Annotated in this window: 12 protein-coding genes; 10 read left to right on the forward strand and 2 right to left on the reverse strand. The window is 69.6% G+C overall.

Translation table 11 applies throughout. The features are described from left to right. From HOP12_09010 to HOP12_09030, 5 genes are all read left to right on the forward strand, one after another. The coding region (locus HOP12_09010) for a glycosyltransferase (protein NOT34293.1) at positions 1-364 on the forward strand (364 nt) is incomplete at its 5' end. Continuing rightward, a complete protein-coding gene (locus HOP12_09015) occupies positions 361-1,815 on the forward strand; it encodes a flippase (GenBank protein ID NOT34294.1) in 1,455 nt (484 codons plus the stop codon). The genes HOP12_09010 and HOP12_09015, both read left to right, overlap by 4 nt. Further along, the gene (locus tag HOP12_09020; protein ID NOT34295.1) at positions 1,812-2,570 is read left to right on the forward strand and encodes a class I SAM-dependent methyltransferase; all 759 of its coding nucleotides are present in this window, start codon (positions 1,812-1,814) and stop codon (positions 2,568-2,570) included. The genes HOP12_09015 and HOP12_09020 overlap by 4 nt, the downstream gene beginning before the upstream one ends. Further along, positions 2,567-3,751, forward strand: a complete 1,185-nt coding sequence (locus tag HOP12_09025; GenBank protein ID NOT34296.1) for a glycosyltransferase family 4 protein — start codon at positions 2,567-2,569, stop codon at positions 3,749-3,751. The genes HOP12_09020 and HOP12_09025 overlap by 4 nt, the downstream gene beginning before the upstream one ends. After that, positions 3,748-4,848, forward strand: coding sequence for a glycosyltransferase family 4 protein (locus tag HOP12_09030; GenBank protein NOT34297.1), 1,101 nt, complete (start codon positions 3,748-3,750; stop codon positions 4,846-4,848). Before HOP12_09025 ends, HOP12_09030 begins: the two co-directional genes overlap by 4 nt. Before the next feature lie 36 nt (positions 4,849-4,884). Here the strand turns inward: HOP12_09030 and HOP12_09035 are convergent, their stop codons facing one another. Both HOP12_09035 and HOP12_09040 read right to left on the reverse strand, forming a co-directional pair. Continuing rightward, a complete protein-coding gene (locus HOP12_09035; protein NOT34298.1) occupies positions 4,885-5,853 on the reverse strand; it encodes a DUF1028 domain-containing protein in 969 nt (322 codons plus the stop codon). Between the two features lie 16 nt (positions 5,854-5,869). After that, positions 5,870-7,267 (reverse strand): undecaprenyl-phosphate glucose phosphotransferase, encoded by a 1,398-nt coding sequence (locus tag HOP12_09040; protein NOT34299.1) that lies wholly within the window; start codon positions 7,265-7,267, stop codon positions 5,870-5,872. A gap of 177 nt (positions 7,268-7,444) precedes the next feature. Here HOP12_09040 and HOP12_09045 point away from each other — a divergent pair, with 177 nt between their 5' ends. The 5 genes from HOP12_09045 to HOP12_09065 all read left to right on the forward strand — a co-directional run. Next, positions 7,445-8,683: a T9SS type A sorting domain-containing protein gene (locus HOP12_09045; protein NOT34300.1), complete on the forward strand. Its 1,239-nt coding sequence runs from the start codon at positions 7,445-7,447 to the stop codon at positions 8,681-8,683. A gap of 106 nt (positions 8,684-8,789) precedes the next feature. Further along, positions 8,790-9,140: a 50S ribosomal protein L19 gene (gene rplS, locus HOP12_09050; GenBank protein NOT34301.1), complete on the forward strand. Its 351-nt coding sequence runs from the start codon at positions 8,790-8,792 to the stop codon at positions 9,138-9,140. Between the two features lie 12 nt (positions 9,141-9,152). Then, on the forward strand, positions 9,153-9,833 hold the full coding sequence (locus tag HOP12_09055) for a ribonuclease HII (GenBank protein ID NOT34302.1): 681 nt from the start codon (positions 9,153-9,155) through the stop codon (positions 9,831-9,833). 1 nt (position 9,834) lies between these two features. Continuing rightward, the gene (locus tag HOP12_09060; GenBank protein ID NOT34303.1) at positions 9,835-10,254 is read left to right on the forward strand and encodes a YraN family protein; all 420 of its coding nucleotides are present in this window, start codon (positions 9,835-9,837) and stop codon (positions 10,252-10,254) included. Beyond that, on the forward strand, positions 10,254-11,553 hold a 1,300-nt coding region (locus HOP12_09065; protein ID NOT34304.1), incomplete at its 3' end, for a glycosyltransferase. The genes HOP12_09060 and HOP12_09065, both read left to right, overlap by 1 nt.

Below are 11,553 nucleotides of genomic sequence, written 5' to 3' on the forward strand. Positions count from 1 at the left end.
TCCCGGCGAGGAGGACTTCGGCATGCTGCCGGTCGAGGCGCTGGCCGCGGGCTGTCCGGTGATCGCACTCGGTGTCGGCGGTGCGCTCGAGACGGTGGGGCGCGGCGCCTCGGACGAAGCGCTCGCTCGCGTGCGCGCGGGCGGCGTCGCGCGCGTGCCCGGCGGCATCCTGTTCGGCACCGCGAGCGTCGCGGGCATGCGGGCAGCGATCGAGGCGTTCGAGCGCGAGCGATTCGATCCGTTCGAACTGCGAGCGCTTGCGGAGCCGTTTGCACCCGAGCGTTTCGACCGCGAATTCGACGCGGTGCTCGCGCACGGTCTCGAAGCGTGGAACAAGCGCCCCGCGCGCGGAGGTGTCCGATGAGTGAGACCGCGGGCGCCGTTCGCTCGGTGCGAGCGAACGCCGTGGCGATCGCGGCCGCACAGCTGGTGGCGAGGGCGCTGGGCTTCGTCACCCTGGTGGTGCTCACGCGCACGTTGCCGATCGAGGACTTCGGGCGCTACACGCTGGCGCTCGCGTTCGTGGCGTTGCTCGCGCCGCTCGCCGACCTCGGCACCGATCTGTACGTCACGCGCCGGGTGTCGCAGGTCGCCGGCCGCGCCGCTGAACTGCTCGGCGCTTCGCTGGCGCTCAAGCTCGTCCTCGGCGCGGGACTCGTGGTGCTGGCAGGCGCACTCGCGTGGGTGTTTCGGTATCAGGCGCCGACCCCGTTGCTCGTGGTGCTCGCCGCGCTGGTCGCGGTCGCGGGCACCACCTCGAACTCGTGGTTCGCCGTGCTGCGCGCCACGCAGCGCATGGATCGCGAAGCAGTCGGCACGGTGCTGACGCGCGTGCTGCATCTGGGAGCCACGCTCGCCGCGGTGGCGCTCGGGGCGGGTGTGGTGTGGGTGAGTGGTGCGCAGGCGGCCTCCGCGCTGATCGCGCTGGCGGCCGTCGCGCTGCTGGCGCGACGAGCGGTGCCGGCGCCGCGCTTCTCGGGCGCCCGTTCGCAATGGCCGGAGCTGATTCGCGGCGGCCTGCCGTTCGCCCTCACCGCCGTGGTGGTCACGGTCTACTTCCGGCTCGACACCGTGATGCTCTCGCTGATGAGCGGCGAGCGCTCGACCGGTCTCTATGGTGCGTGCGCCAACCTGCTGTTCGCATCGCTGCTGCTCTCTCAGTCGCTGGTCACCGCGGTGTTCCCGGTGGTGGCCGAGGCCGGCTCGATCGCGCATCCGCGCGCACGCGCGGTCTCGCAACGTGCACTCACGCTGTCGCTGGCGGCGAGCCTGCCGCTGGGGATCGGCGCGAGTGCGTTTGCGGGTCCGGCGCTCGAGATGCTCTACGGTCACCACTACGGCGCCGGTGCGCTCACGCTGGCGTTGCTGGCGTGGACGGCACCGGTGTTGTTCGTGACCAACCTGTGCGGGCACCTGCTGGCGGCCACTGGTCGTCAGCGCGCGGTGCTGGTGATCTCGACCGTCAATGCCGTGATCAACGTGAGCCTCAACCTGATTCTCATTCCGCGCTACGACACCGCCGGTGCCGCCCTGGCGACGCTCGTCACCGAACTTGCGGGCTTCGCAATGCTCGCGGCGACGTTGCGGGGCGAGCTTCCCGGGGTGGTCTCGTGGCCCGCGATTTTGCGCGTCCTGGCAGCGAACGCTGCGTTCGCAGTGTTGCTCGCCGGATTGCGCTGGGTCGCGTGGCCGCTGCCTCTGGTGCTGACGCTGGCGGGACTCGCGTACCTGGCGTTTCTGACGATGGCGGGCGTGCTGCGCTCGGCGGATCTCCGCGGCCTGCTGCCGCGCGGTGCCGGCGGGGAGACGCCATGACGGATCGCCAGCCGGTGCGCTCGTGGGCGGCGTGGGATCGCGACTGGGTTTCGCATCCCGACATCGAGGACTCGCTCGATGCGCCGACGCTCGCCAACCACATCGACCGGCTGAAGTTCGAGTTCCTGGGCGCCGATCTGCCGGCCAGCGGCCGCGCGATCGAGATCGGTTGCGGCTCGGCGCGGCTGCTCGCGCGCATGGGCCGCGCCGCGCCGCTCGAGCTGGTGGCCCTCGATCCGGCGCCGAACGCGCTCGCCATCGTGCGCCGGACCGCCGCGATCGCCGGCCTTCGCATGGAGCGAGTTCGAGGCGATGCGCTGTCCCTGCCATTCCCCGATGCCAGCTTCGACCTGGTGCTGTCGGGCGGACTGCTGGAACACTTCCCCGAGCCCGAGGCAGTCGTCGCCGAAATGGTGCGCATCCTGAGGCCCGGTGGAACCTTCTACGCCGACGTGGTGCCGCGCAAGCTCTCGATGTTCCGCGTCCGAGACGCGGGTCGGATGTTGCGAACCGAGTGGCTGATGCCGGGCGTCTACGAGTCTTCGCACGGACCGCGTCGCTACGCGCGCGCACTCGAGCGACTCGGCTGCTCGAAGCCGCGCGTGCGCAGCGCCGGGGTCTACCCGCCGCGCACCGGGCCCGCGCTCGCGCGCTTCGTCGCCGGCCTGGACGGCACGCCGGTCGCGGATCTGTTCGGGTGGTACTTCATGATCGCCGCGCGGCGTGAGCCCGCCCGCGGGCGAGGCACCACGTGAACAGCGAACGGATGCGCGTCGCCATCGACGGCCGAGCACTTCAGCCCGGGTTCCGGGAGCACCAGGGGCGTGGGATCGGAGTCTATGCGGTGGAGCTGGTGCGAGCCCTCGCGCGCCGAGGCGACCTCGAACTCACCCTGTGGCATCAGCCCGAGCTGCCGCTGCCCGCCGAACACGTACCGGCTGGCGTGCGCGTGCGCGCGTATCCGCGACTCAATGTGCCGCGACGCGATCGCATCGCGATGCTCACCACCGTGCCTGCGAGCGTGCGCGGGTCGGACCACGATCTCTTTCACTTCCTCTCACACACCGATGCGCCGGCGTGGCACTGCCGAGGGGTCGTGATCACGGTGCACGATCTGATCCTCGAGATGATGGCGTCGCTCTACTCGGCGCGCAGACCCATCGAGTTCCGAGTGTTTCGAGCCTTGGAGCGCCGTGCCCTCTCGCATGCCGAGTCCGTCGTCACCGACTCGGCCGTCACGCGCCAAGACGTCGTCACGCGCCACCGTCGCGAGGCCGCCACCGTGCACGTGGCGCACCTGGGATTGCACCCACGCTTCGTGCCGCCACCACCCGAGGTGCTCGCCGAGCTGCGCGCGCGGCTGGGGCTCGAGCGCGCATTCGTGCTCTATCTGGGCGGCATCGATGCTCGCAAGAACGCCGCGGGGTTGCTGCGCGCGTATGCGCGGCTCGTGGCGGAACTCGACGACGCGCCGGACCTGGTCATTGCCGGTCGCGTGCGCGAGGCGGTCGAGTACCCCGCACTCGCCGCACTCGCGCGCGGGCTCGGCATCGAGTCGCGCCTGCGTCTGCCGGGCTTCGTGCCCGACCAGGACCTGCCCGCGCTGCACGGGGCCGCACGCGTGTTCGCGTTTCCATCGCTCTATGAGGGGTTCGGTTTTCCGCCGCTCGAGGCGATGGCGTGCGGCACGCCGGTCGTCTCGTCGGGCGGCGGATCGCTGGCGGAGGTATTGGGCGACGGCGCGCTCGTGGTTCCCGCGGGGGACGAAGGGGCACTCGCCGACGGGCTGCGGCGCACGCTTGCCGAGGAGCCCTTGCGCCGCGAGTTGCGCGCGCGCGGGCTCGCGAATGCCGCACGCTTTACCTGGGAGCGCACCGCCGAGGCCACGGTCGTGGCCTATCGCGACGCGATGACACGACGGAGGAGCGCGCGATGAAGGTCGCAATCGACGCACGCAAGCTGTTCGACGGCGGAATCGGGGCCTACGTGCGCGGACTGCTGGGCGCTCTCGCGACGCGTCGCGAGGGGCACGAGTTCGTTGCGCTGATGCCGCCCGAGCTGCTCGGTCGCGTGTCGTGGCCCAACGACACCGTGATCGAGACGCCGGTGACGGCGGGCAAGTACGGGTTCGCGGAGCACTTCGTGGTCCCGCGCGCCGCGACGCGCGCCGGTGCGCGGTTGTTGCATGCGCCGCACTACACCCTGCCGCTCCTGTGGACCGGTCCCGCGGTGGTCACGATCCACGATCTCATCCACCTGCGCTTTCCGTCGTTCCATCCCACCGGTGCCGCGACCTATGCGCGCCTGATGGCCGGCTTCGCCGCCAAGCGCGCGCAACTCGTGATCGCCGATTCGGAATACGGCCGGCAGGAGATCGTGTCGCTGCTCGGCATCGAGGCGAGCAAGGTGCGCGTCATCCCGCTCGCACCAGCGGCCGGCCTCGCGCCGGCGGGCGACGAAGCCGTGCTGGCATTTCGAACCGAGCGCCGGCTGCCGCCCGACTACGTGCTCTATGTCGGAGCTCGCAAGCGGCACAAGAACCTCGAAGTCCTGATGCGAGCGATCGCGATTCTCGCCCGCACCGAACGACCGCCGCTCGTGCTGTCGGGCTCACCGTGGAGTGCTCAGGACGATCTCGCCCGACTCGCACGCGTGCTCGGCATCGAAGACACCATCGCCTTTGCCGGTCCACTTCAGAACGACGGCGAGCTCGCGTGCCTGTACTCGGGCGCTCGCGTGTACGCGCAGCCGTCGCTGGCCGAGGGCTTCGGACTGCCGCCACTCGAGGCCATGGCCTGCAATGTCCCGGTCATCGCCAGCAACGTGACGGCCATGCCCGAAGTCCTGGGGCATGCCGCGCGACTCGTTCCGCCCGACCAACCCGAAGCCTGGGCCGCCGCACTTCGAGACGTGCTCTCGAACGAATGGGAACGCACCCGCATGACGCTCGCCGGCCGCACGCGTGCCGAATCGTTCACGTGGGCGAAGACCGCCGAGCAAACCATGAAGGCCTACGAAGAAGCCGTCGGCTAGCGCCGTTCAGCCCCGATCCTGGAAGCCGCCTCGGGCCTACCAGCGCGCTCCCTTGACGGCCAGGGACGTGACGTCGCGGATCTTCGCCGCGTCATCGGGGAACAGACCAACGCGGGAGAGCCGCTCGATGAGCGGAACCCAGCGCGCTTCCTTAGCGAACACGCGGCGGAACACCGTGCGCGCTTCGGGTTCGCGACCGCCGGTGTACATCGAGACCGCCGCCCAGAACTGCAGCTCCACCACGTCGGGAGCAAGCCGCATCGCCTCCTCGTAGCGTTCGAGCGCCTCGTTGGCGCGGCCGGCTGCAATCGCATTGTCGCCGGCATCCTCGGCGTTGTACGCGCGACGCAGGCGGATCAGCCGGCGCAATTCAACGAGCGGTTGGGCGTGATCTTCGACGCGCAGATCGATCACGCGATCGACCCATGGCTTGCCGCTCGACTTTGCCTTGACCACCACCATCGCCGCGGACTGGCGGCCGCGGATGTCGCCGCCGACACGCTCGCCGGCTTCGAGCGCCTGCATCATGCGCTCGGCGAGATCGCCTTTCGCGTGCTCGTAGGCGGCCGCCATCGCGGGCCACACCTTGTCGTTCGCCATCAGGTTGGCCTGCACCGAGTACTGGCGGCCGGTGCGAAATCCGGCGTCTGGAATGCAGGCCTTGCCCGTGTGCGCTGCCACGTTTCCCTTCGCATCGATCATCGCGACCTGCCGCACATCGGGATTCGCATCGCCGTGCTTCAACATGTCGAGTGCCTGCGAGGCCGTGAAGCCGCGGCGCATCAGCTCGAGCCCGTTCGGACCGTAGTCGACCAGCACCAGCGACTGCGTCGCCACCACTCCGACGCCCGCTTCGGCCCACGGCACGATCGGGCCGACGGAGAAGTAGTGCGATTGAACCGCCACGCCCATCTCGCCCGTCACCGAGTCGCGTGCCACGATCGAGTAGGTGTGAGCGAGCGGACCGGGGATCGCCAGAACGAGGGCCGAGAGCATCGCGAGCATGGACTGCCTCCGAGCGTCAGTAGGCGCTGGCGTCGCGGAACACCCGCACCACGGTGAGCATCAGGATCTTCAAGTCGAGACCGAGCGACCAGTTCTTGAGGTAGTAGAGGTCGTACTCGATGCGCTGCTCGAGCGGCGTGTCGCCGCGCAGGCCGTTGACCTGCGCCCATCCGGTCATGCCGGCGCGCACGTGGTGGCGCAGCATGTAGCGCGGAATCGAGGTGCGGAACTGCTCGACGAACATCGGGCGTTCGGGCCGTGGCCCCACCAGACTCATGTCGCCGATCAGCACATTCCACAATTGCGGCAGCTCATCGAGCGACAGGCGGCGCAGCGTCTCGCCGAGACGGGTGCGGCGCACATCGTTTCGGGTGGTCCACGCCGTGCCGCTCGACTCCGCATCTGCGCGCATGCTGCGGAACTTGATCATGTCGAAGCGCCGGCCGTTCAAGCCGACGCGTTCCTGGCGATAGAACACCGGACCCGGCGAATCGAGCCGGATCAGGATCGCGAGGATTGCGAGCACCGGAGAGATCACGAGCAGGCCGATGGCAGCGCATGCCAGGTCGAATCCGCGCTTGAGCACCGAGTTCCAGCCCTGCTCGGGGCTGTCGGTGACCAGCACGACCGGCATGCCGTCGAAGTCTTCGACGCTCGAGTTGAGTCGAAACGCATGCGTGAGATCCGGCACGAGTCGCACCGCCGCGGTGCTGTCGGCGAGGGCCTGCAGGGTCTCTTCCTCGGCTTTCCACTCCGGGCGGCCGAGTGCAACGTAGACCAGCTCGATGCCGTGCTCCTCGACCAGTCGCGGAAGGTCGGCGATCGAACCCAGCACCGCGTGGCCGTCGAGCGTTTCGCCACGGCGTGGTGGATCGATCGAGATCAGGCCCTGAAGCGAGAGCCCGAAATCCGCGTGATGGTGGATCTTGTCGATGAGAAGTCGGGCGAGCGCGCCGGTACCGACGATCACCACGTGACGCAAGTTGCGACCGCGGCTCCGCATCCACCGCAACAGCAGGCGCACCGCGAGCCGGCTGCCCCACAGCGAAGCGGTGCCGACCACCCAGAACATCCCCACCACGATGCGCGAAAGCTCGCCGCGCGCGAAGAATGAGCCGACGCCGGCGCCGAGCGTCGCCACCGCCATCGAGAGCGCGAGGTAGAAGAGCTCGCGCGACAGGCGCGCCGTACGCGCAGAGCGATAGACGCGAAAGGTCCGCAGCACCAGCAGCGCGATCGGTGTGAGCACCGCGCCGCTCCACAGATAGAGCGAGAGCGGCGGGATCCCGCGCGGCGCGGTGAGCCCGAGCGCATGAAAACGCAGCCAGTAGGCGAGCAACCATGAGCCGAAGATCAGGCATGCGTCCACCACGAACACGCCGGTGGCGAGCAACTGACGACTGCGAGCGAGCATCGGCCGCGAAGGCTAGCCTGCGAGCGGAGGAATGGCCAGTTCGAGCGCGCCCGCACGCGGGGCACGTTCCGGTGGCAGCGTCCAGCGTGTAGACTTCCACGCCCCGTACCGCGCGAGCCCCAGCACCGGGCCGGCATGCAGCGCCCGGCGCTCGCAATCTCGAGGACCCCGGCGATCATGATGACCAAGTCGAAAGCCAGCATCATCGCGTGCGTCGTGCTCGGCGCTGTCGCCGGTGCCGAACCGTCGAGTGCGGTGTCTCCGCCGGTTCATGTGCTCACGTTCGGCTCGCATGGGAGCGGGCCCGGCCAGTTCAAGCTGCCGACCGACGTCGCGATCGATCGTCTCGGCAACCTCTACGTGGTGGATGGCGACAATCACCGTGTGCAGAAGTTCGACTCGAACGGCAACTACCTGTTCGAGTGGGGATCGCTCGGCAGCGCGCCGGGCCAGTTCCGCTTTCCAACCGGAATCTGCATCGACTCGAGTGGCTGCGTCTACATCGGCGACACCAGCAATCATCGCGTTCAGAAGTTCTCGCCGACGGGATTCCCGCTGCTCTCGTGCGGGTCGTTCGGCACCGGCCCGGGCCAGTTGCATGCGCCCGCCGGGATCGCCGTGGATCGTGCCGGCAATATCCTGGTGGCGAGCTACCTGAGCGACCGGATCGTGAAGTTCGCGCCGGATGGCGGCTTTCTTCTCTCGTGGGGCAGCACCGGAAGCGATTCGGGCAAGTTCAGCCAGCCCTACGGCGTGACGGTCGATACCGCCGGATTCGTGCTGGTCGCCGACAAGAACAACAATCGCGTGCAGAAGTTCACGGGCGCCGGCGCACTGGTGTCGCTGTGGGGCGGCTGGGGACAGGCGCCGGGTCGATTCGACGAGCCGCAGGCCGTGCACTCGGATCGACGCGGGAATCTGTACGTGAGCGACAAGTTCAACCATCGCATCCAGCGCTTCACCGCGGCCGGCGCATTCGTGTGCGAGTGGGGAGTGCCCGGCGCCGCCGCCGGGCAGTTCAATGCTCCCGAGGGAATGCGGGTGGACTCCGAGGGCAGCACGATCGTGATCGCCGACTGGTTGAACGATCGCATCCAGAAGTTCGTCAGCGTGAGCACGACCGGAATTTCGACCGCAGAGCCCCCGCTCGCGCATCGCCCGCTGCGAATCGACTCGGTGCACCCGAATCCCGCCCGAAACGTGGCCACGCTGCGGTTCGCGGCGCGGCCCGGGCACCTGCGTCTCGCGCTCTTCGACCTGGCGGGCAGGCGCCGGCTGGAGCGCGACTACGAGGTCGAGAACACGGCGACCCGGGCGGCGACGCTCGACCTGCGCGGCCTCGCTCCGGGGCTCTATCTCATTCGGGCGCAGCAGGGCACGGCATGCGCGTCGGCACGCCTCGCGGTGATCCGCTAGCACCGAAACCGCCCGGCTTGGCCGGCCCCCGGGGTCTCGCCTATACTGCCCGGCCGCTCATCATCACCGGCCCCTCGAGCCGGTTTCGTCGTCGAAAGGACAGGCTATGCGTTTGATCGAAAAAGTCGAAGCCGCCCACCTCAAAGCCGATCGCCCCGATCTTCGTTCGGGCGACACGGTCGAGATCTCGGTGCGCGTGATCGAAGGCGACAAGGAACGACAGCAGAAGTTTCGCGGCGACGTGATCAGCGTGCGCGGCGCCGGTATGCGCAAGACGTTCACGGTCCGCAAGATCAGCGAAGGCGTCGGCGTCGAGCGCACGTTCCCGCTGCACGGACCCATGATCGCCGACATCAAGTTCATCAAGCACAACCAGGTGCGTCGCGCGAAGTTGTTCTACCTGCGTGGCAAGACCGGCAAGGCTGCTCGCCTCGCCACCGGAAGCCGCCAGGACTAGCAGGCACGCCCGGTGCGCGCCGCGTCCGAGACCCGCGTTCGCAAGGATGCGACCGGGAGCCGGCCGGCTCCGGTGTGGAAGCGACTGGCGCGCGCCGAATCGCGACTTGCGGGCGCCGATGTCGTGGTGGTCGGAGTCGACGAGGCCGGTCGCGGACCGCTCGCAGGACCGGTGGTGGCCGCCGCGGTGGTTCTGAATCGCGAGCTCGCCTGGGCGGGGCTTCACGACAGCAAGCAGCTCGATCCCGCCATGCGCGAAGCGCTCTACACCCGGGTCCTCTCCGACGCCCGCGCGTTCGCATGGGCGGTCATCGGCCCTCGCACGATCGATCGGGTCAACATCCGGTGTGCGTCGCTCGAGGCGATGCGACGTGCGGTCGCGCGGCTCGCGGTCGCGCCGGGGCTGGTGCTGGTCGACGGCGTCGACGTCATTCCCGGTGTGCGCTCGCCGCAGCGGGCGGTCGTCAGCGGCGACGCGACCCTGCTTTCGATCGCGGCGGCGTCGGTGGTCGCGAAGGTGGTGCGCGACCGCATCATGGAGCGGCTCGATCGAGTGTGGCCGGAGTACGGTTTCGCGCGTCACAAGGGCTACGGCACTCCGCAACACCTCGCGGTGCTCGAACGCCTCGGACCCTGTCCGCTGCACCGGTTCTCCTATCGACCTGTTTCACAGGCGGCGCTCGCGCTGGAGTAGGATGTGCCGCGGCGAGCGCGTCACGCGACGCGCTCCGCCACGCCTCCGCAACTTCGCCCCCGCGAGGAACGTCATGGGCATGGCAGCGTCACGGGGGCACGCGGGGGAGGCACTGGCCGCCGCCTATCTCGAGCTGGCGGGCATGCGAATCGTCGAGCGCAACGCTCGGATCGCCGGCGTCGAGGTGGATCTCGTGGTCGAGGACGGCGACACCGAGGTGCTGGTCGAGGTCAGATTTCGCGGTCGCACCGACTTCGGCGGCGCGATCGAATCGTTGAACGGCGCGAAACGCGCGAGGTTGCATCGCGCGGGAGTGGCGCGCGCCGGCCATTCCAGACGGGTGAGGATCGACGTGGTCGCGATCGAGCTCGAGCCCGGAGGAGCGCGGGTCCGACACGTGCGAAACGCGATCGAGGGATGATGAGAGCCCAGGGCCTCGCCCGCTTCCGAATTCCGCCGTCCCTCACGCGACGATGGCGCGCGCGGCTGCGCGCCCAGCGCCGCTGGTGGCGCGAGCGGTGGCAGTCGGGCGGCGAGCGCGACGTGCTGTTTCCGGCGGTCGGCGGCGGCATGGTGGCCCTGGAGACGCTCGCCGGGGGAGGCGCGCCGGGACCACGCATCGCGATCCTTCATGCGACCGCCGGAAGCGGTCACAAGCGGGCCGCGCAAGCACTCGCCGCCAGCATCAGTGCGCTGGACCCGAGCGCAACGGTGCAGGAGGTCGACGCACTGGTCTACGCCTCGCGCCTCTATCGCACCGGATACGGGCAGGGCTACAACGTGCTCGCCCAGCGCGCCCCCGCACTCTGGGGTGTGCTGTATCACTCGTGGGAGCTGGCGCCGTTCAAACGCGGCGCGAACACGGTGCGGCTGATGGATCGCTTGAACCTGCGCCGGCTCGCACGCGTGGTCGAGCGCGAACGGCCCGACGCCATCGTGTGCACGCACTTCCTGCCGATCGAGGCGCTCTCACCGCCGCGCGGGGGCCCACGGCTGACGGTGCCGCTCTACTGCGTGATCACCGACTTCGCCGCTCATCCGTTCTGGGCATTCGGTCACGTCGATCGCTACTTCGTCGCCAGCGAGGCGGTGGCCGACGAGCTGGCAGGCCACGGCGTACCGCGTGCTCGCATCGAGGTCACGGGGATTCCGATCGAGCCGCGCTTCGCGCTCACGCTGGGGCGCGACGAGGCGCGTCGGCGCCTCGGCCTGCCGACCGATCGGCCCATGGTGCTGGTGATGGGCGGTGGCAGCGGCGTAGGTCCGCTCGCGGAACTTGCGGATCGACTCGCGGCACTCGATTCGCGTCCGCTCGTGTGGGTGGTGTGCGGAACCCACGAGCGCGCGCGCGCCGAGATCGAGGCGCTGCCGGCCGCGGCGCGCGGCGACGTGCGTGCGCTCGGGTTCTCGAACGAGGTCGACGTGCTGCTCGAAGCATGCGACGTGCTCGTGAGCAAGGCCGGCGGGCTCACCTGCTCCGAAGCCCTGGTCAAGCAGACGCCGATGGTGATCTACCGTCCGACCCCGGGGCAGGAGGTCCGCAATGCACGATTCCTCGAGGCCGCGGGAGCTGCGGTACACGCCGATTCGCTCGAGGACGTCGCCGCGTGCGTGTCGCGCTGGTTGACGGATCCGGCGGCGCGCGAGCGCGCGCGCAGCGCCGCGCGCGGCCTTTCGCACCCGACCGCGGCGGCCAGCATCGCGCGCCGCGTGCTGGCCG

It is taken from the genome of Candidatus Eisenbacteria bacterium, from assembly GCA_013140805.1.
GTDB lineage: Bacteria > Eisenbacteria > RBG-16-71-46 > RBG-16-71-46 > RBG-16-71-46 > JABFRW01.